General features: G+C 49.3%; 20 protein-coding genes. 6 read left to right on the top strand and 14 right to left on the bottom strand.

The features are described 5' to 3' along the window. Positions 1-30: 30 nt before the first annotated feature. Both MHH62_RS16265 and MHH62_RS16260 read right to left on the bottom strand, forming a co-directional pair. Positions 31-1,143 carry an XRE family transcriptional regulator gene (locus tag MHH62_RS16265; RefSeq protein ID WP_339231358.1) on the bottom strand — a complete coding sequence of 371 codons (1,113 nt, stop codon included), beginning with the start codon at positions 1,141-1,143 and terminating at the stop codon, positions 31-33. After that, positions 1,136-1,756 (bottom strand): hypothetical protein, encoded by a 621-nt coding sequence (locus MHH62_RS16260; RefSeq protein WP_339231356.1) that lies wholly within the window; start codon positions 1,754-1,756, stop codon positions 1,136-1,138. The genes MHH62_RS16265 and MHH62_RS16260 overlap by 8 nt, the downstream gene beginning before the upstream one ends. 265 nt (positions 1,757-2,021) lie before the next feature. On the opposite strand from MHH62_RS16260, the gene MHH62_RS16255 reads away from it, so the two are divergent. The 3 genes from MHH62_RS16255 to MHH62_RS16245 all read left to right on the top strand — a co-directional run bounded on the left by MHH62_RS16255 (position 2,022) and on the right by MHH62_RS16245 (position 4,449). Then, positions 2,022-3,188 carry a restriction endonuclease gene (locus MHH62_RS16255; RefSeq protein WP_339231354.1) on the top strand — a complete coding sequence of 389 codons (1,167 nt, stop codon included), beginning with the start codon at positions 2,022-2,024 and terminating at the stop codon, positions 3,186-3,188. An 80-nt stretch (positions 3,189-3,268) separates the two neighbouring features. Further along, positions 3,269-3,739 (top strand): RusA family crossover junction endodeoxyribonuclease, encoded by a 471-nt coding sequence (locus tag MHH62_RS16250; RefSeq protein ID WP_010218777.1) that lies wholly within the window; start codon positions 3,269-3,271, stop codon positions 3,737-3,739. Then, positions 3,739-4,449 carry a hypothetical protein gene (locus tag MHH62_RS16245; protein ID WP_339231351.1) on the top strand — a complete coding sequence of 237 codons (711 nt, stop codon included), beginning with the start codon at positions 3,739-3,741 and terminating at the stop codon, positions 4,447-4,449. The genes MHH62_RS16250 and MHH62_RS16245 overlap by 1 nt, the downstream gene beginning before the upstream one ends. Before the next feature lie 279 nt (positions 4,450-4,728). Here MHH62_RS16245 and mauJ read toward each other — a convergent pair whose 3' ends face one another. The 3 genes from mauJ to MHH62_RS16230 form a co-directional block, all read right to left on the bottom strand. Beyond that, a complete protein-coding gene (gene mauJ, locus MHH62_RS16240) occupies positions 4,729-6,054 on the bottom strand; it encodes a methylamine utilization protein MauJ (RefSeq protein ID WP_339231350.1) in 1,326 nt (441 codons plus the stop codon). Positions 6,055-6,140: 86 nt separating this feature from the next. Next, complete coding sequence (locus tag MHH62_RS16235) at positions 6,141-7,865, bottom strand: hypothetical protein (protein ID WP_339231349.1); 1,725 nt, start codon at positions 7,863-7,865, stop codon at positions 6,141-6,143. Between the two features lie 511 nt (positions 7,866-8,376). Beyond that, positions 8,377-9,087 carry a hypothetical protein gene (locus MHH62_RS16230; protein ID WP_339231347.1) on the bottom strand — a complete coding sequence of 237 codons (711 nt, stop codon included), beginning with the start codon at positions 9,085-9,087 and terminating at the stop codon, positions 8,377-8,379. Positions 9,088-9,597: 510 nt separating this feature from the next. Here MHH62_RS16230 and MHH62_RS16225 point away from each other — a divergent pair. Then, positions 9,598-10,101, top strand: a complete 504-nt coding sequence (locus MHH62_RS16225; RefSeq protein ID WP_339231346.1) for a hypothetical protein — start codon at positions 9,598-9,600, stop codon at positions 10,099-10,101. A gap of 93 nt (positions 10,102-10,194) precedes the next feature. Here MHH62_RS16225 and MHH62_RS16220 read toward each other — a convergent pair whose 3' ends face one another. Continuing rightward, a complete protein-coding gene (locus MHH62_RS16220; protein WP_339231344.1) occupies positions 10,195-10,458 on the bottom strand; it encodes a hypothetical protein in 264 nt (87 codons plus the stop codon). Between MHH62_RS16220 and MHH62_RS16215 the strand changes: the two genes are divergently transcribed. Next, complete coding sequence (locus MHH62_RS16215) at positions 10,451-11,734, top strand: HEPN/Toprim-associated domain-containing protein (RefSeq protein WP_339231342.1); 1,284 nt, start codon at positions 10,451-10,453, stop codon at positions 11,732-11,734. The two genes, MHH62_RS16220 and MHH62_RS16215, sit on opposite strands and share 8 nt — an antisense overlap. A gap of 565 nt (positions 11,735-12,299) precedes the next feature. Here MHH62_RS16215 and MHH62_RS16210 read toward each other — a convergent pair. The 8 genes from MHH62_RS16210 to MHH62_RS16175 form a co-directional block, all read right to left on the bottom strand. Beyond that, entirely contained in the window at positions 12,300-13,310 is a 1,011-nt protein-coding gene (locus tag MHH62_RS16210; protein WP_339231340.1) for a hypothetical protein, read from the bottom strand. Positions 13,311-14,232: 922 nt separating this feature from the next. Continuing rightward, positions 14,233-15,189, bottom strand: a complete 957-nt coding sequence (locus tag MHH62_RS16205) for a hypothetical protein (protein ID WP_339231338.1) — start codon at positions 15,187-15,189, stop codon at positions 14,233-14,235. Between the two features lie 14 nt (positions 15,190-15,203). Next, positions 15,204-16,328, bottom strand: coding sequence for a DUF3696 domain-containing protein (locus MHH62_RS16200; RefSeq protein WP_339231336.1), 1,125 nt, complete (start codon positions 16,326-16,328; stop codon positions 15,204-15,206). Continuing rightward, positions 16,325-17,467, bottom strand: a complete 1,143-nt coding sequence (locus MHH62_RS16195; protein WP_339231335.1) for a DUF262 domain-containing protein — start codon at positions 17,465-17,467, stop codon at positions 16,325-16,327. The genes MHH62_RS16200 and MHH62_RS16195 overlap by 4 nt, the downstream gene beginning before the upstream one ends. A 1,316-nt stretch (positions 17,468-18,783) precedes the next feature. Next, a complete protein-coding gene (locus tag MHH62_RS16190) occupies positions 18,784-19,386 on the bottom strand; it encodes a hypothetical protein (protein ID WP_339231333.1) in 603 nt (200 codons plus the stop codon). After that, positions 19,383-19,694 (bottom strand): hypothetical protein, encoded by a 312-nt coding sequence (locus MHH62_RS16185; protein ID WP_339231331.1) that lies wholly within the window; start codon positions 19,692-19,694, stop codon positions 19,383-19,385. Before MHH62_RS16185 ends, MHH62_RS16190 begins: the two co-directional genes overlap by 4 nt. 165 nt (positions 19,695-19,859) lie before the next feature. After that, on the bottom strand, positions 19,860-20,120 hold the full coding sequence (locus MHH62_RS16180; RefSeq protein WP_339231330.1) for a hypothetical protein: 261 nt from the start codon (positions 20,118-20,120) through the stop codon (positions 19,860-19,862). Positions 20,121-20,333: 213 nt separating this feature from the next. Next, on the bottom strand, positions 20,334-21,365 hold the full coding sequence (locus MHH62_RS16175) for a hypothetical protein (RefSeq protein ID WP_339231328.1): 1,032 nt from the start codon (positions 21,363-21,365) through the stop codon (positions 20,334-20,336). Positions 21,366-21,963: 598 nt separating this feature from the next. Between MHH62_RS16175 and MHH62_RS16170 the strand changes: the two genes are divergently transcribed. Further along, a complete protein-coding gene (locus tag MHH62_RS16170) occupies positions 21,964-22,578 on the top strand; it encodes a hypothetical protein (RefSeq protein WP_339231327.1) in 615 nt (204 codons plus the stop codon). Positions 22,579-22,999: the final 421 nt, after the last annotated feature.

Below are 22,999 nucleotides of genomic sequence, written 5' to 3'. Positions count from 1 at the left end.
GGCTTGCCTCCACGGTTAGCGTTGTTAAGCCTAGCGTTGGGCGCTGTTCACTAACCGTAAGGGGGCGATGGGTACATTCAACATGAAGTGATTTTTCACCATCTCCGTGCTCAAGCCGGCAGCAGCGAGCACGCGATTCCACGTCGTGTAGTCCAGTAAGTCGATTGCGCGCTGAACGAGGAGGGGGTACTCCATCGGAATCAACTCGTCAAACTCTTCGCTTTTTGTAAACCCTTTACGCGCTAGGTAGGTAAAGCCACTCTTGGCTTGATCGGCAGTTAGCAGATCCAATGCACGAGCCCGATAGATTAATGCCTTGAAGCTCACCTTCCAGCGAAGCTTTAGCTCCTTGAGCGCTGGCCAGTTCAGGTACTTCCCTCTCATGGTCGGAAACTCCGCAGCGAAGCTTGCTCGTGGCATCAGGAGTGCGCTGGCGAACTGGTTGGCTTGTTCCTCAGTCTCACGACACCCTGTCTCGATCCCTTGGTGCATGACTAGATGGCCGAGCTCATGGGCCAGGTCGAACCGTTGCCTTCCAGGGTTGGCCTTGGATGTATTGCGAACGATTAAAGGACGCTTATTAAAAAGAGAAAAAGCATCAATTCGGTCATCAGCGTCTGCAAGGTTGACCACCAAAACGCCAATCTTCTCTGCGAGCTTTGTCACACTCGATAGCGGGCCTAAGCCTAATCCTTGTTCCCTGCGAAATCGCTCCGCTACCAACTCAATCTTCCCAGCACCGGTGACAGGTTCATCAAGGGCAGCGAAGTCCACGACAGGAAATGCGACCTCCTTGTCCAGCTCATCAACCAGCAACTCGAACATTTCAACTTGAGCGGCGATGGTTTTTTTGAGAGTAAGTGTCGAAGTTCGGACGCTCCGGAAATGGCATTGCTCTAGCTCGACGCCACTTTTTCGGGGGGCAAAGAAAAAGCTTTCCCCAACATTCAGGACTTCGCAAAGCCGCTCCAGTTGATTAGGGGAGGGTATCGCGTTGACCTCAAGTTTGTGCGCGTACTGCCTGGTAACGCCAAGTAGCTCACCAATCTCAGCAAGGGATCGCCCCGCCGCGCACCTAGCGAGGCGGAGCTTGTCGGGCGAAAACTCGTCACCCAAAGGCAGGAAGCCTGTCGTGTTATTCATCTTTCGAGTCGGTATCTTTCATTTCTGTTTGTGCTGCGTCTTTCTCGCGACGGATCGGCAGCGAGTCAACAATCTCAACGACTGGCGAAAGCGCGGTCGTGCGAACCGAGACCAAAGGCTCATAGTTGTGAACCCATTTGCAAATAACGTTCCGGTTCGTGTCAAAACCCAAGATCGAGACCGTCAGGGTTGGCCCATCAGGGTTACGGTCACTATCTACGTATACCCGCCAAGTGAGGTTGCCATCGTTGGCTGGCCCGAGAAGGCTGTCGTGATATCGCTCGACTTGGTTTTTTTGTAAACGATGCCCTTTCTTGCGTAGGTCAGGGTCATCAGTTACGAACTGCATCAAAACCCCGTTGACGCTGACTGTGTAATCCAGTGTTTTGTTGACGAGTCGGAACCAAGGAAGGTCACCCTCACGTTGAAGACGTATGAAGCGACCATGGATGCGCCCATACGGAAAAACGCCTCGTGTCCAATTGGTGTCATCGTCTGTCGAAGTAGCCTCTAGTGCCTTATACGCAGCGTCCAAGAGGTTGTTGAAAACGACATCGAGATGGGCTCGGCAGAGCTTCGGCTCAAGCTCGCTTGGATGCTGGAATTCTGGCATTTGACTCTCCGAAAAGCGTGCAAATTCTAAGTAATGTCAACTGGCATTTTTGTGCATTTTCTAGTGATTGTCAACCAGGTAAATGCAGGTGTTATTGTGCTCACTCTGCCCGTGATTGGGCGCTTTTATCAGTACCGTCAGGACTTGATCCACCACGGTTCTGTCACTCTGGATAGTCCCAATGGACGAACTGATGGCACTGAGCTATGTTCGCTTGCAAGATAAGCGCGAGACCGCGCGATGACTCAAGAAAGGAATCGACGCGATGATTTACCAATGCAATGGATGCAATAGGACTACCTTCGAGACAGGGTGCCCATGGTGCATGGGCTCTCAGGTGTCGCCATCATCAGAGCTCACGCTGCGCCACCTTACGCCACTGGATCCTTCCTTTTATCCCGACTTTCAATACAGATCCAAAGGCTTGATTCAAGACTTTTTTGGGAAGAAGAAGGAGCAAGCCCAGCTCAACGATCTTCTGAACAACGTATTAAGAAAATACTCGGAGCTAAAGCAGCCGTACTTCACGAACTTCATTCACACCACCCGGGAGCGCGCAGGTAGCAGCGATGACGCAGGGGTACCCGGCCCACGGTTGGATGGTGTGTACAGCGAGAGAGAGCTGTTCAGGGAAGTCTTGATTCGCAAAGGCTTTGACGAACTTGAAGGTCTTCCATCCCTATTGGACAAGCTGCTACAGACCACCGCCTTCAACTCTGCCTATCTGGGCTTCTCCACAGAATTGACCCGCCACATTCGGACTGATCTTACCGACACCTTACGTTCTTGGATTGAAGAGGCAGGAACGACCTTCAGGTCTGACTTGGCCTTGTTCTATTACTACCTGTGGGAAAATGACGTTGCTTTCCCCAATGTGCAATTCAATCCCCAGGCGGCGTCGACATCTGGTGTGCCACTCCTCCCGATACAGGTTTTCCGGAATGGCCTGAGCCTCTGCGAGGAAATTTATTTCGATATTCTCGTCGAGCGGCTTGGATCTCAGCTGGAGCATTTCAATCCGAATCAGTTCATCACCATGTATCTGGTGGATGCTATGGACGGATTTCAATTTGAAGCTTTCCTGGTTGAGATCTTCCAGACCATTGGCTACGACGTCCAAGAGACCAAGAAGACTGCTGATCAGGGCGCTGACCTTTTCGTTACCCGGTTCGGTAAAAACATGGTCATCCAGGCGAAGAATTACTCTGGTTCTGTGGGCAATGCTGCTGTGCAGCAAGCCATCTCTGCTAAAGCGTTCTACGGGTGCGACGAGGCTATGGTAGTCACGAACTCCTATTACACAAAGTCTGCAAAAGAATTGGCCGTTACGGCGGGCGTGCGGTTAATTGATCGTGATGGACTCCAGATGTATCTCGATGACTATAACCAGAAGCTGATTGAGATTTTTCAGGCAGAGGCCGACGAAGCTTGAAATTTTTGTAAGTTCTAATGAAGTCGATAGTGAAGCTCACTGCTAAGGCTCCTTCAACGTATGTATGACCGGAATAGATTATGACGATCCCGATTGAGTTTACGGTTTTAGGTAATCCGTCTTCTGTTAACTCGACCTCCAACAAGAAGAACATATGGAAGGCACTGGTTGAGAATGTGGCTCGAGGAGCTGTAGCGATCAAGTACCCTGGGATAATTCCCTACGAGGGAGCGGTAACCGTAAAGGTGTTTTATTTTCCAATAAGTCAGCAATATATAGATGTTGATAATGGTTTGAAGCACACCATTGATGGTTTCGCTCCACATATCCTTAAGAACGATAAGACAGTAGCTCGGATCATCACTGAACGCTTTGCTCCAATACCCAGCGCAAGCCTGGTCGTCCCTATCGGTTTCGCGTCTGAAATCGCAGGGGCGTTGATGATTGCTAATGGGGCGGGGCTTACGCCTTCAGGTTCCGCTCTGCCTAAGCAACATGCGACCGCCGTTAAAGTTGAAGCTTATGCCGATAATAATGGGAGTTTTTGGTAATGGAAGAGTATGAAAGGTACCAGCTTGATTTGATAGTAAGTGAATACAGGAGTAAGGGATATGTTATTGAAGTAGAGTCACAGCTTCCGGGGATTAGTTCGAGATTTGACGCCGTCGCTCGAAAAGAATCTGAAGGTAAGATGGTTTTGGTAGAACTCGTAAATCCAAATCTTTCTGAGGGTCAGATAGCTGTTCGGCGACGCGCAATCGCGGAGACGGCTTCACTGTTTCCAAATGCATTGGTTGATTTTCGCTACATTGATACTAAGAATTCTGCGTTTTTGGAGTTCAACAAGAGAGATGACGATTTTAGGTATCAGCAATTCACTGATCTATTAAAAGCTAGATTTCCTGTATTCAACAAAAAACCGAAGTATGCATCTAGACAGATGCTGAGCCTATGGGTGGGCTACGCTTGCCTTCTTAGGGGGTTCGGACGTTTCTGTAACCACCCCGACAGTGAAACTGCCTCAATTTTAGATCTATACAACAGTTTTCTGAGGAAGGGAGGATTAGTGCCAGCGGAGCTGACTGATGATGCGGTGAATCATGACCTGTTTCAGATGTATGAGGTGGTTGTAGCTGCAACGCAAGGTGCCATTGTAGATGTGAAGTATGTGAAACAACTTAGGGGACATTATCAATCCCTTCGGAAGCAAGCAAAAAATTATAGCAAGAATGGTATGCCAGGAGATAAAATGCGCTGGTAGTCACCATCGTTTTCTTGAAGGTCTTCATTTATCCAGAATAAAGCAAATGCGAATGATCAAGTGTGGGGCTCCAGAAGTTATGGTTGAGCAAGAGTAAATTAAATGAATGCAGGATGCCGCTTAGGTTGGCACCCGTCTAATCACTATGCAGAGTTGAACTTGGCTAAGTTTAGCCGGGAGACATCGAATCCTCCGCGAGAATTACTATTCTCGGGGGGGTATCTGCTGCAACTGGTGATTACATTTAGGGAGTCGAATAACTTCAACGCCTTCACGGAGTTAGCCCTCTTCAGGGGGGATTCTCTCCAAGGCGGCCTTGAGCTCGTCGATGATCTGCCGATGCCCAGCCAAGTCTGGCATGGCATTCTCCAGTATGAAAGGCTCTGATTTACCTAAGCGCTGTTGCAGGTTTGAAGACCAGATTTCCACCGACGCATTACAGTACAAGGCGAATTTAAACTCCTGTAGAGAGAGCTCCGATTGGATGTCACTTCTGCTATCACGCCGTTCATTTAGTAAGCCACAACCCGCTAGAGGATCAATTAGCAAACGTTCGTTTCTGAAATCCATCCAAAAAATAAACGCCACTCGACCGTTGGCCGACTCCAGACGAACACCTACCTTCCCGTCATCCATGCCAGCGGATATAAGGCGCATATTTCCAAGGGGAGCGCATGACTTTCCTTTGCGTGCGAGTACGTAAAAGTCATCAGGAATTTCGCATTGCCGGTTCGGAGCGAGCTCACCCTGCTTCAGGCTGTCCAACTGCTCCTGGTCAAACAGAGCACGAAATCCTTCGAGCTCATACAGGTGCTCCCGTTCATATGCCCACCGTGCTGGCACCCCAAGACGCTCCTCCATAGCGAGCTCAGCAAGATGTCTCATCAGTGGCTTGTCCATGTGAATCCGCTGGTGATCAGCCGGGTCATCAGGATCTACGATATCGTCGCGTTCGGCATGTGCGATAGCATGGCGGCCTTGTGTTGCTAGGTAGTCGGAAATGTCAGTCCCAAGAGCCTGCAACTCATCACGACGTGCGATTGAGTCTCTGTCCGTTAATACCGGGAGGGCCTGCTGGATCCACGGCCCTCGTTCTCGGCCAGCAGGCAGAGAGCGGGCAAACGCTTTGTAGAATCCGAGAAACGAGTAGAAGGGATTGCCGAGTGACAGCCCTTCACGATAGTAGGCCATTGCTTTGCGGGCTTCATCGCTTTGAGGGGAGTGGAGGTTCTCGTCAGAAAAAAACTCGGTAAAGGCGTTGTTGCGAAGCATACCTACTCGATGTGGATGGCTACCACCACCCCACATGACTATCTCTACTTTCGCACCCTCACGCCAGGCCATTGCAGTCGCCAAGCGCATCACTGCCGCTCGCCCTTCATTGACAGTCATGTCTTGACCATTAACTCGAAGCGCGATTGCAGGGAGGCTCCGATGCTGCCCTTCGGATATAGCTGGTTGCAGCAAAAACTCTATCCCCTCAAAGGTTATCAGCTGAGCCCTATTTGGCCAGAAAACCTGGGTTTCCAGCCCGCCAACCACCCATTCGCCTCGTTGGGCCTGATATTGCTCTGCGCGTTCGAATGGATCATCGGTTGCAAGCATCGTGAAGCTCCTAGGATTGGCCGCTGCTGTATCGCCCCAGTTTATATTGGTTATCGATGTGAGCGACCTGATTGCGTGCATATCTTCTAGAGCCCGCTGTCGTCCAAGGTGTTTTGTGAACGTAGTTTATTCAACGATGGATAAACGATTCTAAGCCAATTAATAGCTGAGTCTGAAGTGAAGGAGTCGCTAAAACTGTGTATCTCAATTAACCCAGGACTATTAATTCTTGCGCAATTGAGCGTCTCAAACGCCTTATCGTGATCGCCTGATGCTCGCCATCGCTCAACCAGCGCGAGATCCATACATGCTTCTAATTTAGGAGGTACCTTGATTCCGGACGTCTTATGTCGTTTTTTGAAATAGGCATTATGCTGCCTTATATGTTCTTCAATAGGCCAGTCTGTTACTTCTCCCGTCGCAGTGTGAATTATTAATGACTCGATAGAAGGAAGGTTTATAGCTTCGTAATCAATGCTTTCAAGCTTGGTTTCAGGGTGAAGAGTCGGATGGGTGAAATAAGCAAAGGCAATATATAGGCCGACGAGGGCCCGATGATGCTCAGGCTTAAGTTGGCTGCGTTTGGCTAATCCTATTTCTAGAACCCTTCGAACGTCATACAATTGTCCATCTGGGTGGTTGGTGAGGAATTGGTCGAGAAGTGAGATGTATCCCTCAAAATACAGTCTAAAACTCTCATTCGAAAGGCCATCCGTTCTTGATATCCACGTGCTAGGACACATTTTTGCCTGAATTATATTGGGGCTTTCCCAAGTGTAATTGTAAGGTTCCTTCTCAATCTGTTCTTGGTTTTCTATAAAGGACTGAATTACCGACTTTGCTACCCTTCTTAAACCACGAAGAGTCAAGATTAGCTCGCCACCTATATGGACTGTCTCACTGGAGCCTGAAAAAGCTAAAAATTCGTTGGGAAGCGGTTTGAGAGTATGCACGTACTTAGAGCGTACATTGTAGATATTATTCAGAGCTTCCTCGAAATCCCTTTTACCTACCGGCGATGGCTCGCCAGAGAGCTCGACAGAGAAGTGGACATCTCTGATGTGGCTACGGATGAATGCCTTGAATCGTTTGTTAGCGGCCACGTGCTCAACTTTTATTAAGGTATCCTTGATGGCATCTGCATGAGCTTTTTCTATGCCCTCCATAGCTTTTTCAAGCGGTCGGCGCTTCCGATCCTCTATGTCTGACCAACTGCTTTCATATCCGTCGAAATCCTGAACCAAAGTCTCCATGGACATGACAAGGAGGGTATACGAGAGATTTACATCCTCTTCAAGGCGGTGAAGTGCTGCAACGTACGTCCGGATTGCCTTCATAACGCCTAGAAACTTAACGCGAGGTAGACCAATTATGCTTTTCAGTAAACTCTGAAAGTTAGAGAGATCCTCAGGTTTAATATATCTATCTTTATCAAATATTTTGGGTATTAGCTGTTGAGGTGTGTCGCGCCGATTAATTGCCCCGGCTCTAATAAGTCGATCAGCTACGGACGAGCTTGGCGTGCAAATACACTCTAGCGCGAAAGACAACACGCTTGCACAGTCATCAATATAGGCGTCAATACCATTAGAATGTAAAACACCAGGGCCAAACTCGGTGCCCTCTACATGCTCTGTGAAATCCCAAAAAAGTGCATTACCGTATTGGGTGTGCGCAAGGGGGGTGAATGATCCTATTGCTGTATCAACAGTTGTGTCACTTGGTAGATGTACATTGGTGTATAGCACCCCTTTTAGGCGATTGGTGTGCGAAGGGTGGGTAAATAATTTAGCTGTCGCGACCTGAAGCATGGCTACTCCTTTAGGTATGTCCAGATGAAGGTAGGCAACTCGTATCGTTATTAACTGGCCTCATGGGTCGACTTTAACGCTGCAAGAGCCTAGTTCACAGCGTACTCGATGGACGATCAGGTAGCTCGCATTGGTGATCAGCGTCTTCAACCTATGACTGCCCTTCTGAAAGTATGCCTTAGCAATGGGAGACCGGCACCTATAGCGCTATGGCTCACGCCTAAGATGGATGCTCCGACCTATGAGGCGGATAAGTCGCAATCGGCGGTTAAGGACTTTCATGAGCAGGCCCTGCTGGCGTTCGCAGTGGGTCGTGGGTATGCCGCTGAACTGCGCCTGTGCTTCCCGACTCGACGTCAGGCTGCTGAAGGTGGGGGTCACATTGTTGCTGGCGTGGAGCTTAGTAACCATCCGCACGAGCAAGCGGAGCACGCAGTCCTTGGGCGGAACGCGTCAGACGGCGAGTGGCTTGGTAAACGACGCAGGCGTGCAAGGAGCGCCATGTTTTAGTTTAGTCAGCCACCGGGTTGGCCATCGGAGCGAATGTAAGCGCCTGATCGCCGGCCCTGACGGACATCGCAATCATCACCTTGTTACCTTCTACAAGAGCGATGTCACACTTGTTCGACACTGTTTCGCTGGTGGCCGAAACTTCACTAATCAAGGTAAGCATGTACGAGGCCACCAGCTGTCTCACCTGATCAGTAGGATAAGAATCGAGTGCTGCAGTCACCACGCCCTGTAGCTTGGCCTGCAGCTCTTTCGCTTGCTCCAAGGAAAAACCTCCAGGGAAGCACATCACTTTTCCCTCGGTTAGCGCGCGTAAGGATTCGGCGCTGTGATGCTGGTGGAAGTAGACGAACCGAGTAATCGCCTGATCATTCTCCATAGTCGGATATGTGAACATCCATGAGGTCTCGGCTAGATCTGCTTGAAGACGAGGGCTTTCGGCATGGAATTCTGAGAACGAGTGGCGTGTACGCAGGATCAAGTCCAAGACATCATCAGGGCTGTTGAAACCGTGGTCTCGAACAAACGATTTAACTGGATCTAGCATCGCCAATGAGCCCGCCCCGGTGATGACGCCAACTTTAGTCCTAACGATCTTTTCCTCGTTGTCACCGCAAGGGATTTTCACGCCGTCCTGGGTGATTTGGGTGACACGCTTATCGGCGGCGATGATGACCTCATCACCTAGATGAGCAACCAAAATACAAGTCATGATTTCTCTCTCTGAACATGAGGCAGGCAGGCTGAAGGCGCGATTATGAAAGCGCATCGACTGAGGACATGGCATGGTTCACTGTAGCCGACCCATCAAGGCGCCCACTATTGAATATGGTTTTTAGAGCGGCTTCAGCAGGTTCTCAAACGTCTGATGCTTCCGCGTGCTAAGCAGGGCTATAGGGACAGCGCCGTCGATCCGAACTCACGCACGCTTCGCAGTAATCAAGCTCATCACAGTCGTTGAAGATCGTAATGCTCAATCCCTCGATATCGACCAAGAACATGCCGGCATAGAGCTCGTCCCAAGTCTGAGCGCATACTCTGACCATCACGCGTCGCCCAAAGCTCGCATCGCGCAATACTTGGTAAACCTCTCTTGCTGTGAGCGCAGGCGTAGGTTCTTCAGGACAATCGGTTAAAGTCATAAAAGAAACCAGCCGGCTTTGATCGTTTTGCCAAAGGTACACCGGCAGGCGTGAACCAGATACTCACAGGGGAGGAGGGGATGAAGCTATTTTTGGACTGCGAGTTCACTCAGCTGAACCGAGACACGAAGTTGATCTCGCTGGCACTTGTGTCCGAGGCCGGCCACGAATTCTACGTCGAGCTCACAGATACCTACCAAGTGGCAGACTGCAGCGATTTCGTGATCCAGAACGTGCTGCCTCAGCTCAACTTTGCTGAGTACGGGCAAACCTTAGTCGAAGCCCAATCCTCACTGCTCGCTTTCCTGAGCGATCTAGAAGACCCTCTCGAGGTTTGCTCGGACGCTCCAGACTGGGACTGGGATCTCTTCTGCCAGTTGGCCTACGCAAATAATCGTTGGCCGGCAAATGTGGCCAATCGCGCAACCAACCTGATTCTGCTATTCAGACATCTCGAAGCGGATGATATCGGCAACGTGACGCTCCCTGAACTTCCCCATCACGCGCTGCTGGATGCTCGCCTCTTAGCCGACCTGTATCGTCGACTGACTGCCGGTTCAAATCGAGGCACGGGACATGGCTGATGATCTTCGTACGCGTGAGTCTGTCAGGCGCGAACTCTAGACACTGTCACACCTGATGCCAGGCGATTCGAAGGCTGCCGCGATCCTAGAGTTCTAGACGACATCGAAGAGCAGCAGCGCGTGCACGTCAATCTTAGCCATCCAGGCCTCAATATCGAAGCTGCCCGCAAAGCAGTCCAGATTAAGCGCTACAGTTCCGGAATCAGCATTGTGCGCGAGGCAGTATTCAACAGCATGGCGTGAGCGTGTTTTGCAAGCGAGCATCCTAATGGCAATCACGCGCCGTTGCGCGGAGGGCCAGATGCCGTTGACGATTAAGAATTGATGGATTTGAGGAGAAATATAGAAGATGGGCACGGAAGTTACGTTGAAAATGGGAGGCGTGTGCATCGATTGGAGCAAAAATGGCCCAGGTAATGATCATGGGCCGCTCTTTCAAAGTCACCACCAGAAGCGAGTCACTTGTGACCAGCTGGATTACAGCTATCCAGACCTTCCTTCGGAGTTCGTTGCTTCCATGGAAAGATCGATGTGTGCCTTGCTTAAAGACGTATTCCCTAGACTAGAGCTCCTAGGATTCACACTGGAAGCGGTTCGAGAACAATACGACTCCTACGTTTCGGAGTGGGAAGAAACTCTGTATAGAATTCTTGAGGCCGAGGAAGCAGAGGTCATTGGCAGTTTCTTGGGCTTTGACGAATTTTGCGAATTTGTAAAAATTCATCCTCTTAAAGCTCTCGACGGATCGTACGATTCTAAATTCGTGATGACAGAGCAATTCGTTAACGACCCCAGAACCTCAAAAGTCCCTGTTAATATCAATAATCTGGCTTATTCCGAGACGAGTCTATTTGGCGCTCTTGTTGGCTTTCTTCATCCTTATGCAGTGTTGCGAGTGTGCGCGGAATGTGAGGAAAATTTGGATTCAGAAGTCCTTTGGAATTGGGGGCCAGTTGTCGAGGAAGGTTATGCTGAAGAAGCTGATTTTCAACCAGGAGCTGGCCAAAAGCATGCGTTCCTAATCGCCACTGAAGGCAGTTCTGATGTTCATATAATCAAACATGCCCTACATCTGCTAAAGCCTGAGGTTGAGGATTTTTTTAGATTTATCGATGTTAGCGAAAGCCATCCATTTCCGGGGACTGGAGGCTTGGTGAAGTTTGCTGATGGTCTAATAAAGATTGATATCCAAAATAATGTTATTTTTGTTTTCGATAATGACGCCGAGGGCTATGAAGCATATTTGAAAATAACAAGAATGCCGTTGTTGGCAAATATGCGAGTAATGTTGTTGCCAGAGCTTAAGGCCTTCGAATCATTTTTAACGAAGGGGCCAGGCGGGGAGTCGATGGCTGATATTAATAAGAGAGCAGCTGCAATTGAGTGTTATTTGGATCTGACAATAAGTGGTTATCCTCAGGCTAAGGTAGCGTGGACGACTTACAAAAAAGACTTGAATGCATATCATGGAGCTCTTGAGCATAAAGAGAGCTATGCTAGAGATTTTTTTAAGCAGACCAATAAGTCCATTTTGAACGGCGCCTACGACACTTCTAAGCTCAGCGCACTTCTCGATGCTTTGATTCAAGAATGCTTTGCGATTGGAAAAATTTCAGCGCAAGAGTATGGCTGAAGAAGCTTTAACTGGGACGCATTTGCTGGGGCGGTTCTCTGTTAACAGCGGCAGGGATGATTTCAATCGCTAAGCGGGATGATCTGGGCCGATGGGCAATCCAATAGTTTCGTTGCGTTTCCCCGGTCAGCTTTTTCGGGCTGTGTACCTTTTCGATTTCGGTGGTCGACCGATCTACATTATTTCCCATCAATCGTACGCTTATCGACAAGTGAGGTGGAAAGTCGAATGCTCGAAGTAGCATCTGTAAGTGGGAGCGTGCAAGCAATTATGCACGCCCCACCCCCTAAGCATTAGTCTCGTATGTACCCGCTGACATAGTGCTCATGGCAATCGTCGCAAACGAACCCTGACTCAACCTCATGCGTTGCCGGCTCGCCACATTCGCATTCTTCACGGGAGATCCGGTGCGCGCTCTGACAACTAGGGCAGCGCGGGCTTTGCCGGTTCACCTCATCGTCGACTGACTCGAAATCAGCCTCTGACGTGATGCACCCGCAATCGAGGCACTCGAACTCTTCATGCTCTTCGTCGGATCCGTTGCTATCCCACATCTGAACGCCGCTCATGACCGACCCCCTTTGAGAAAACCAGGAATACGCATTTGCGGTTGTGGGGCAGAGTTGAACTCGCTGAAATGCTCCCTCAGGATTGAGTCGAACCCGTGTGCACGTAGGTTCTCAATGATCACGTGGCTAAGCGGCACCATACCATGACTCGTCTGCATCATCCGGTAAGTCGCATTGCCAAGCACGTCGCGGAAAATTTTCGTCGAGTAGTCATCGCCGCCGTCGATAGACAGAAGCGCACACTGTGCAGCACCGTAGTAGTCTTCCTTGAAACGCAAAAACTCAGCGAGCACGCGTATAGCTTCGGGTTGCTTGTTTTCATACGCCATAAGCAGGTACTCAACACACTCAACCTTGTAGCCACCAGCGTCCGAAGCTAGGAAGAGGCCTGCCAGGTACTGGGAGTACACGTGACCTTTCTTTGCGAGCGACTTGTATTCCTTCAAGGTGGCTTCAGGCGTCCAGGCAGGAAGGTGCAGGAAAATATCCTTGTCCTTATGGTACTCATCGCTCATCGGATGCTGACTAAGGTTCTCCGAAAACGCGGCCTTGAACTGGGCGATGACCTTTTTACGGGCATCGCTGACCAGATCAGAATAGGAGTGACCGTATTGCTCTTTGGCGTAGGTATCGAAGGCCACACCGATCTTCGTACCCTGCGGCGCAGCCTTGAGAGCAGCTTCGCGAAGTTCTTTTACCTTGACCTTGATGCCCTTGTAGGGAATCGAAAGTGTAAGCTGAGAGGTATCAATCGCCTTGACGAGATGATCGAATGGGTTGCGCAGATGCATGAGATTTGAGATCTCGATGTCATGCTCGCTCAGAGGGGCTCGTGCCCAGGCGCTCATCTTGTCTTTGCGGGTTTTTGGCTCATGGTTGTCAAAGCCAACCCGTGTGCCAGGCAGGATAAAGTCATTGCTGTCAAAGACTTTCTGCTGAATCGGTGTCCGATCTTTACCCAGGATAGTGAGGGTGAATTCTTGCAGGTTTTTTGATTTCGTGTTCATACGCACATTCTCCAAAATTTTGGGTTTTGGACAGTGTCAGGCCACTAAACAAAGTCCCTTTGCCAAATTGGAAAAGCGCTTCATTTGCATTGCTTTACATCAGTTTCTGCTTTTACGACTGTTTGATTCCCACAGGTGGCCTATGGACATGGGGTCAGCCATTTGAGCAGGGAAAATATCCCCAATCTCCATAGCTGTCAAACGGAGATTGGCGCTTGTCGCCATATGGTCGGTGGTTCGGCAGAGCACTGTACTAGGAAAGGAATAGCTACGCTTAGCGAGGCGGGCTTGCTGTAGATGGATGCTCCGACCTATGAGGCGAATGAGTAGCAATCGGCGGTTCAGGACTATCACGAGCAAGCCCTCCTGGCGTTCGCAGCGGATCGTGGGTATGCCGCTGCACCTGTGCTCCTGACTCGACGTCAGGCTGCTGAAGGTGGGGGTCACATTGTTGCTGGCGTGGAGCTTAGTAACCATTCGCAGGGGCAAGCTGAGCAGGCAGCCCTTGGGCAGAACGCGTCAGACCGCGAGTAGCTTGGTTCACGACGCGGGCCTGCAAGGAGCGTCACGTTTTACTTTAATCATGCACTGTGAGGGCCATCGAAGCGAATGTAAGCGCCTGATCGCCGGCCCTGACGGACATCGAAATCATCACCTCGTTACCTTCTACAAGAGCGATATCACAGGTGCTCGAGACTTTTCGCTGATGGCGTGAACGACACAGGCAAAGGACGCATCCCTGCGCACGCTAAGCTCTAGAGCTGTGATGAGTCAGCTCTGATTGACCAACACCCAAGCGATACCCGATCTGCTAGTCATGAATCCCATTCAAATGTCAGAACGAGAGTGGTTATCTGATAAAGCTAGCAGCTAATGACATGCTTCGCTAATACTTAGGGAGCTAATGTTAATTGCCGTTGGCTTAAAATAGCTTCGTATCTAAGTGGGGGCCCATATACCCGATTTCAATTTGTTTTAAGTTATCATGTTTGAATAGGTGAATTCGAGTCCCACTACCGACCCACACATGGAGTTCAAAAGTCCGGTGCTCTCCGTCATACCCTTTCCTATTTCGCTGGTATCCATATTTATTCATTGTGAACTCTGACTCGTTTTGAAAGGTCATGTTTTCGGGTGGGGTGTCATGTTGTTGCCAATGCTGAGAAAAAGAGTCAAGTTCTTTAAGTCGTGTGAATAGTAGCTTGATAAAGTTGCTTGGAAAGTTGAGGATTTGATCGTCAGTTTCTAATCCAAAAAGTAAATTGGGAAAGATTTCATTTTTGCGCTGCGGGAAGTTTCTCGCGGATAACTGGGCGAAAGCGTCATGAGTTAACCGTTCACTAATGCTTGAACTGGTCAGTGGATTGGAAGTGTGGTCGAATTTATAGGTCTTTCCATTGCAGATGAAACCGATCTGAGAGGTCGAATGCGCTGCATTACGAAAAAGGCTTGCTAACACGGAACCGGTCACTGCGCAGACGAGCGCCTCTTCTCCTGCTTCAGTTGCTAACAGGTGCGTGCCTGGAACTTCCGGGTGCTCTAACAGTTCATCAAGGTTGATAATGCTTTCGATCACGGCTTCATCGAGTTCATCCCAAGATGGAGTCATCAGCGCGAGATCTACAAAATAGCTTCCTTCGTCAACATGGTTAGAGCGAAAGAGCAACTCTACAGCTTCCCCCAAGTTATGACTGACATCATTTGTTGTGGCAATTTCGATTTGCCAAGGATTATCCCTTAGCCTGAAGTTTGGTCGCTCTGGAAAGTTGGCCTCTAATGTGGCCATCGCTTTGAGCATGGCTGCCAAAATTGGAATAACATCTTGGATGTTTCCAAACGGTGGTTGCGTCGATGAATGGTTGAAAACGAAGTCAGACATTTCCCGTCCTTGGGTTAAGGTTTTAGCAGCTGAACTGCATTTTTGCGATGCTGATCATTAAAGCCTTCCGGCCATTCGCTCAATTTTCCTTTATCGTCAATATTGGGCGACTTAATCTCCGTTTCAGTGCCTTGGCGGTGAAAGTAATGAAATTGTACTTGGGATGGAGTCAATGTTTTATTCTTGACTGAGATTCTCACGCCATCCATAAAGTGATCAGAGTGAGTTTCAATAATAACCTGTATCCCAGCTTTTGCTGCCCTAGCGCATAACTCACCCAGATGAGTTTGGCCTTGTGGGTGTAAGTGCGCTTCGGGGTTCTCAATAATGATGAGTCCGCCGGTGGGGGTTGCGAGTAAGGCTACAATCACAGGTAGTACATAACTTATTCCGAAGCCAACATTGGTAGCGCGATATGTTCTGCTATTTAAAGAGCCTGGCGAGCTAAAACTGAATCCGGCTTGGATCAGGTCAGCTTCGTACAATGTCTTGAGTTGAAGGCTAACTCCAGGGCTGACCAATTTGAGCCATGCTTCGGTTTGGTCAATCAGACGATGCCCGTCTCCAGATATCACCCTGGGGTCTGCTGAGTCTAATGGGCTTGACCCATGTATATCTAGCAGGTGGAGCACAAATTCACCTTGAGAGCCAATCTCGAAACTCTCACTTTGATCATCCCCTACGGGAAGATATTTTCTTGGGCCACTTCTCTCAGCCTGCAGATATTGAAATTTTGATATGCCATTTTGTGATGATGGTGCACAAAGTGGATCGCTAAAAGTTTCCAGTCGCAGTGTGCTGAAGTTGTTGTTGTAAACGTAGTTGTTCTTTTGAGTTGCTTTGGCTCGAAGCTTAAATGTTGCTCGAGAGTTGCCTCCAGAGATCCTGATGCCAATGGAATTGGTTTTTGCATTGTCGTGAAGGATGTCTGATGATGTGCCTAGATCTATATATTTTCCCTTGGTCAGCAAACGGCCTTTGTTTGAGTCGTCGGCGATGGATTGCGCAACTATCAATAAGGCTTGGATGGCACTGCTTTTTCCCATGCCATTCAAGCCGGTCAAAACAGTTAGGTTGCTTAAGCTGACAGATGCTCTGCGGAAACACTTGAAGTTTAGTAGTCCTATGTTTTGAATCATATCCGAGTTCCATTCAGAGTGGCATGTATGATGTGCGCGATTGTCATAAGGCGCTTTATTATTTTTGCGTTATGTCCTGTTGATGTAGTGATGGACTCCACGAAGAATTTGTCATTTTCATATACAGAAAAGTAGTTTTCTTTTAGAAGTTCTTTTTTTCTTAGAATGGTTTCAATATTGTTTTTTGAAAGCGCGGCAAGGTTGACTCCCCAACTTTCAAATAGAGCTTTGTTTATAGGGTTTTTTTTGATCTTCGAAGGTTTTCTAAATGCGTCGGTTCCAAATATCTCATGCGCCAATTGCATTGCACGTTTGAAGTGCAATTTCAGATCAAATCTCTCAAATTCGTCAATCGAGTTAAGTAGCTTCATCGCGGAATTTAAAAGGTTGTCTAGGTTCTTGGGCTTGTCAGGACTGTTCATTATAAAAAATGCAATGAATCTCAGAACAAGCTCTTGGGCTGCCATCCGCGTATCATTTATACTGTCGTGCGTCGCAAGCAAAAACTCTTCCGAGGTGGACAGTTCTCGAAGGAATTCTCTTGCTGGCCCTTTATGGATGGCATTTCGAATTTCCTGACCATTCAGAGCAATGCCTCCTGTATTAATGCGCTTGAAAATATTCATCATGACTTCATCAGGTGTGCCTGGTTGAATGATGTTTATCACAAGTTCGGTTTCTTCGATGCGACGCTTCATTGCGCGGTCTAAATCAGAGTAGTAACAGTCCTCTAAGTCGGACAGATATTCAAGGCCATTCAAGGCGAAATCGTTGCCTAGAAAGTCGACGATAGTTGTAAGGCGCTGTAAACCATCAACAACCGCCCAATGATCTGATTGATCGGCAGCGACATAAAAGACTGGTAAAGGAATTTTGAGTAATAATGATTCGATCAGTTGGCTGCGTCGAAATAGCGGCCATAGCCTCGCTCGACGCTGAAAATCAGGTGCTAAATCAATTTCTTTATGAACATACCTTCTAAATATTAAATCTATAGTTTTACGCTCGGTTTGCACGCGTATTTTTGATGGATCAAACGGTTCCGACATACGTGCTGAGGTTTCTATCTCAGGCTCGAGCCCATAATTATCGTCTACGAGTTCAGATCGAATTTTATGGCTGCGGGGTGGTTCACTCATTTCCTAGTCCTATTGGCATAGCCAAGCGATGACTTTAGCATGTGCTCCCTGTAACAGTCTCAACTACTCCTGCTTCGTTCCCTTACGAGCACCGCGCTTTAGGTTGCAGCTTCGAGTAGATTGGCCAGTCGGCACCACTATCTTTACCAATCCTTTGGATAGATCTCAACGTGTGACCTACGAACCCCGATTTCCTCCGAATTGAGCTTCGTTCCCCGGGCAATGAGTGTGGAGTGTTTAAGCATCACTGCTCACTTTCCTAAGCAACCTTGAAGGCCCGCTTGAGATTTGCTCGGACGCTCCAGATTGGGACTGGGATATGTTCTTCCAATTGGCCTACGTAAATCATCGTTGGCCAGCTAACGATTGCCAATCGTCCAACCGACCTAATCCTGCTTTTCAGGCATCTCGAAGCGGATGATATCGGCAAGGTGACGCTCCTGGAACTTCCCCATCCCGCGCTGCTGGATGCTCGCCTCTTAGCCGACCTTTATCGTCGACTAGCTACCGGTTCGAATTGAGGCACCGAAAATGAATGATGATCTCCAGACGTGAGTCTGTCCGGCGCTTGGCACGGCGAGGTTGCAGAGATCAGTATGTAGAATTTTTCAGGGATCAGGGTTATCGATATATCCAGGCGATGACTTCCGACGAGATCAGCACCTGGCATGAGATGGGAATCAAAAAGAGGTGGGATTGATCACTAGAGTCCATCGCGCGTACGGCTCAATCGAATGACTGCGTGAGCTCCGCGTGGGTAAGCCACGCAGTTGACTCGGGATGGTTAGCCACCGACTTGGGAGCCATGGTTTCAGTGAGTCGAGCTCCCTGGGACACCTTTTTTGCCGTTCTGAAAGCATGCTAAATGGCGGTGGCTGCAAGCAGGTTGCCTACACCCTGCCGTTATTTCTGAACCAGGTCTTTGTATAACTCACGGGCCGCAAGGATCTGATCCCTGAGCTCCTCGGGGTCAATGCGCATGCCACCGCGAGGCGTGACCTGAAGCGTCTTTAAGCGGTTCGCAGCCTTGATGAATTCCCGTTCCTCTGCCTGAACCCACTCTGGGCGCTTGTCTTTCCAAAATAGCCAACCCATTTGCCCGGCCTCGTCTTTGATCGGATGCCAGCAGTATGTGGGTGCTGGAGGCAATGTCCAAGCAAGGAAGTGACCTCAGCTAGTATGCAAGCGGAGCGCGCTGGCCAGGATGGTCGAAGAGCGTAAGGATGGAAGCCCGAAGGGCCGAGACCCAGCGTAGCGCGGCTCGGTTTACGACAGCCGCTCCCGAAGGGATACGCCCGACCGCCTTGATTAAAAAGTTACCGAATAGCTCGTTGATCAAATGACCGAGGCACTACGCCCAGCGCACAAAGATCGTATGTTCTGCGCAATGCCACCTCGTCACCAGACGACACCCTGACATGGGTAAAGATCGTCGACAGAAAGCGTTTCCTTTCGCCGTTGCCGAGCTCAGACCAAATCCTCGGCTGTCCTTGCGCGTCTGGGACTGCAAGGCGGTCGAGGAAATACTCTTCCAGGCTGTGCAGACGTTGTTGGCCATCAATCAAAATTTCACTGTTTTCAGCCAATGCTCTTCTACCGATCTCTGGCTCGTACCAGTCATTCGTGAGGTAGCTCCCCAGATCCCCACCTAACCATACTGCTGAGATGAAGCGAGACTTCTCTCCGATGTTCCATTCCAGCCCGCGCGACCAGGTTGGCACGGGCATGCCCATAACGAATCGCGCTGCCCATGGACAATGCTCATGAGCGGAGGAGGGATCTACGAGATACTTTTCCCAGTGGCCCACTAAGACCTCGATGGGACAATGACTGACGGTCGTGGGCAAAAGACGCTGCGGCATATGGATGTGCAGGGCTGATGTTCCGCCGTCGGCGTAGCGTCTAAAAAAGGAAGTCATGGTTTTCCTGGGTAGCTCAGGTTGGTAGAAGTATTCGGGTAAGTACGGGTGCATCTCCATGCATCCACCGTTGCAATGATCAGCAGATCCCGGTCTGTGGAGGTATCGATCTGGCCACTGTCGGCCAAAGCCTGTGCATAGCCCTCGGCATAGGCTGCAGCTTTGTTGAATTCGGATGTGCAGGCTGAGGATTCGATGTAGCTGATCAGCCGCTCCCATGTGCGCCGTTGGCGGTTGCCGAGAATCGTGGAGGGGAACGATAAGGCGGCGCTCAGGCACTGTGCGAAGTCATGTGTAGAGAGGGTCAAAGCTGTCGCTCAAAAAAGGTACTTACCCATCACAAACGGTTGGTTTCGGAAAACCTTGAGCCTGAAGCGATTTTTTTTAAGAGATACAGGTTTGCCCAAGCGCAGCACCTAGGACGGATGTGTTGGAGGACTGTCACCTAGCTACAGTGTTTGAAAACCGATTTCTTACCCGGTGTATCTGGCTTGAAGTGCTTCGGCGATTTCTTTAAATCCGGCGCTTGATGGGCCGTTGTCCCAGAACCACTGCTTCATATCCTGATAGACCTGAAGGTGGACGCTGTCGAACCCGCCGCGATGCTCATCGATGTCGAAAGTGTACCTACAAGGATCAAGCTGATAGAGGACGAACTCTTGCAACCGATAGGCTGTTCCGTACATACCGTTCAGAAGGATTTCACGGTGTTGTTCGTATGGTGACTGAGGCATCACAGAGTTCTCCCTTAGCAAGGTCTCCCCGCTTGGAGAGACCTCTTATTTTCCAGCAGACGACTACGTCTTATCTTTGATGCAAGCGGAGCGCGCAGACATGAGGATGGAAGCCCGGCAGGGCTAGGACAACGGCGAGTATCGCCGGGCCTGGTTCACGACAGCCGGCCCGCTAGGGCACGGCATAAATTAAACGTGGCCCTTGCCAAATCATCACTTCTGATTGCTTGATTTCGGAATGCGCAGATACTTCATCGTCATCCCGCTAACCTGATGTCCCATGTTTTGCGCTATCCGCTCGAGAATATGTTTCGCAGCAACGTGGAGCATGGATTGGCGAATGGAGGATGCACGCCTCTGAGATGGATTAGCTATGGCCTCTCGCAGATAGACTCCAATAATCCGATGCATTTGCTCGAGCGACATAGGGACATTGCTGTCTTTCGGAGAAGGAAAGAGGTAACCGATTGAAGGAATCTTCGCTTGGCGCACGTACTGATCAATAAGGTTACTGAATACGGGAGGCATAAATAGCTGACCACTACGACTGCGCGTTTTAAAATTCTTGATCCGTAGGAGAGAGTGCTGGTCAGTAGTGTAAACGTCATGAGCTTTCACGTTTAACAGTTCAAGCGGGCGAATACCTTGCAGCAAACCCAGGCACAAACATTGGTCATGAAGACTACCCTTGCGCTCTACAACCTCCCAAAAGCTTTTCAGTTCTTCTTGGCTGATGGGATCTGCTGGTGGCTTCAGAAGCTCTGAACTCAGATCGTCGCGTAAGTGTGCGGGACGCTTCGACTTCCCCTGATTGGCAGCCACAGCCAGGTCATTGGCTGGCCCTGTGATTAACTCAAAGACGGACTGAGAAGCGAGAGTACCGGCCTGTTGTGAGCGTGAAGTCTGGAACACGGTAAGCTCGTGTAGGGGCAGCAAACTTACCAAGTGGTTGACGTCGCGCTCGCTCATGTCAGTTACTTTCTTCGACTGACAGAAATCGGTAATAGAGTTACTGATCCCGTCCCTGACTTCATCCTGAGTAGGCACGGCGACAGTCTTGGCGTGCTCATTAGCCGATTTTTGCAGATCATGAAGATCCTGATAGCCAAGACCCTTCGAGAGGATTTCTTGCGAGGATGCGAGGGATAGGAAAAAAGTGCTCCGCCAATTGCGCTGGAGCTTTTTGGCGACACGGTTGAAGCCGTATTTGACACGAAGGTCGGCAAGAGAGATTGGTACGCGCATAGCATTCTCCAGTTCGCCAGCGGTGTCGGCTGCCCTCTGACTATTGTCGGAATGCATATGAAGCGAAAGAGATGAAGCACCCTGTGGCTATACCGCCTTGGCGAACCGACCGCCCGATCTCGACTAGGTATCCGAGCGGTCAAGTTAGCATAGCTAGTGATTAACATTCTAGCCGCCATCCCGATTAGCGCTCCTGCAGGGCGTCTATCGAGTAATCCTTCTTAATACGCGCTGCGCGACATGGCCGCTTCGATTAGTACCATTGATGTGCTTTACCAAGTGATCGATGGCTCCAAGCCTAGCGGCGAAAATCAGTGCAATCGCTTCGTCACACCAGCCCCTTAGATGAGCATCCATCATCATGAGGTATTAACATCAGCCTCGCCTGTTTACGTACTCTTCCGTGTTGTTCTGTTATCAGACTGATATCAAAAAGCAACGCACTAAAAACAATCAATCCCACAAAACGCATGTCAGGCTGTCAATATATGCAAATTAGATTAAGTGTGTATTGACAGCTCGCGATTTGTTGTGCTTGCCAGATGGTTTTTTTTGATTATGATGGCCGAAAGTAACTGATACAAGAGCATTCCCTACCATGAACTACACAGTCTATCCTCCGCAAGAAGTTGACAGCGTTCTTAGTGCTAGAGCTGCGATTACGCACTTGGGTGAGCATTTCCAGGCATTCCTGAATGCGAATAATATTTCAAGTTGGGCGCCGCTGGACGATTACACTCTTAGAGAGGATAGAGTGGCAGATGTGCTAGTATATCTTGGCACCTCAAAGGGTATGACTATTGCTCAGATTAAATATCGAGCGCGGAAGCTTATGAGAATTGTGAGTTCATCCGGAGGTACGATGAAGCTGAGTTTTGCCTACAACGTAATTGCGAACTGCCTAGGATATGCGGAATATAGGTTTGCTTATATGTGCCGTTCAGTTGACCATTATGTTGAAAACTTATGGCCGCTGGGGATGGTAAATAATGGTTGTTTGTTTGAAGATATGGAGCGGGTAAGTTGGCCATCTTCAGCAGTTTCATTGAGGATGCGCGAAAATCTTCAGTTCAATAAGATTCGCGATGGGGTTTTCAAAGAAATAAAGCGAAAGAAAAAAAAGGAACGTAGTCAAAAAGAAAGTGAGTTTTTGATGGTCAGAAGTAACGCCCTGACGCGAAGGGCGACTGTACCAATCGAGACGCGCGATTAGTTGTTTGACACCATGTTTAAGTTGTACAACCGGTGACATGTTCCAAAAAGGTTTGCTGATTCTGAATTGCGTGTGTGCAAATAAGCTAAGAATAGCTTTTCACGCGGTGTGAGTTGCGGGCTCAGAGCGAATCTCAGGCCATTGCACTGGGCTACTACAGAAAGCCGATAGGCATCATTGTCTGACCAAGCATTTCAGCCGTTCCCGACCAACGATAATCTGATCCCGATTCTTCGGGATCATTCCGTATTCTTCCGTCAAGCGTAACCTGCAACGTGGTAAGAGGAGTATGTTGGAGCCGCTAGTAACGTTCAAACTCAGAAGTGATCTAGGTACGAATGGTCGCCTCAGTAGTGTCATGAGCCGGAGCGCCTTCCTCGCCAATCATCACTTTTTAGGGTCATTCTCCAATTCGTTGAAA

This window comes from Pseudomonas sp. FSL L8-0168, from assembly GCF_037976155.1.
In the GTDB taxonomy this organism is placed as follows: Bacteria; Pseudomonadota; Gammaproteobacteria; order Pseudomonadales; family Pseudomonadaceae; genus Aquipseudomonas; species Aquipseudomonas paracarnis.
This window is presented reverse-complemented; position numbering and strand designations above follow the sequence as displayed.

Bases quoted from the DNA above. Each gene is read 5' to 3' on its own strand.
- MHH62_RS16265 (WP_339231358.1), bottom strand. From the start codon at position 1,143: ATGAATAACACGACAGGCTTCCTGCCTTTGGGTGACGAGTTTTCGCCC.
- MHH62_RS16260 (WP_339231356.1), bottom strand. From the start codon at position 1,756: ATGCCAGAATTCCAGCATCCAAGCGAGCTTGAGCCGAAGCTCTGCCGA.
- MHH62_RS16255 (WP_339231354.1), top strand. From the start codon at position 2,022: ATGATTTACCAATGCAATGGATGCAATAGGACTACCTTCGAGACAGGG.
- MHH62_RS16250 (WP_010218777.1), top strand. From the start codon at position 3,269: ATGACGATCCCGATTGAGTTTACGGTTTTAGGTAATCCGTCTTCTGTT.
- MHH62_RS16245 (WP_339231351.1), top strand. From the start codon at position 3,739: ATGGAAGAGTATGAAAGGTACCAGCTTGATTTGATAGTAAGTGAATAC.
- mauJ (WP_339231350.1), bottom strand. From the start codon at position 6,054: ATGCTTGCAACCGATGATCCATTCGAACGCGCAGAGCAATATCAGGCC.
- MHH62_RS16235 (WP_339231349.1), bottom strand. From the start codon at position 7,865: ATGCTTCAGGTCGCGACAGCTAAATTATTTACCCACCCTTCGCACACC.
- MHH62_RS16230 (WP_339231347.1), bottom strand. From the start codon at position 9,087: ATGACTTGTATTTTGGTTGCTCATCTAGGTGATGAGGTCATCATCGCC.
- MHH62_RS16225 (WP_339231346.1), top strand. From the start codon at position 9,598: ATGAAGCTATTTTTGGACTGCGAGTTCACTCAGCTGAACCGAGACACG.
- MHH62_RS16215 (WP_339231342.1), top strand. From the start codon at position 10,451: ATGGGCACGGAAGTTACGTTGAAAATGGGAGGCGTGTGCATCGATTGG.
- MHH62_RS16210 (WP_339231340.1), bottom strand. From the start codon at position 13,310: ATGAACACGAAATCAAAAAACCTGCAAGAATTCACCCTCACTATCCTG.
- MHH62_RS16205 (WP_339231338.1), bottom strand. From the start codon at position 15,189: ATGTCTGACTTCGTTTTCAACCATTCATCGACGCAACCACCGTTTGGA.
- MHH62_RS16200 (WP_339231336.1), bottom strand. From the start codon at position 16,328: ATGATTCAAAACATAGGACTACTAAACTTCAAGTGTTTCCGCAGAGCA.
- MHH62_RS16195 (WP_339231335.1), bottom strand. From the start codon at position 17,467: ATGAGTGAACCACCCCGCAGCCATAAAATTCGATCTGAACTCGTAGAC.
- MHH62_RS16190 (WP_339231333.1), bottom strand. From the start codon at position 19,386: ATGACTTCCTTTTTTAGACGCTACGCCGACGGCGGAACATCAGCCCTG.
- MHH62_RS16180 (WP_339231330.1), bottom strand. From the start codon at position 20,120: ATGCCTCAGTCACCATACGAACAACACCGTGAAATCCTTCTGAACGGT.
- MHH62_RS16175 (WP_339231328.1), bottom strand. From the start codon at position 21,365: ATGCGCGTACCAATCTCTCTTGCCGACCTTCGTGTCAAATACGGCTTC.
- MHH62_RS16170 (WP_339231327.1), top strand. From the start codon at position 21,964: ATGAACTACACAGTCTATCCTCCGCAAGAAGTTGACAGCGTTCTTAGT.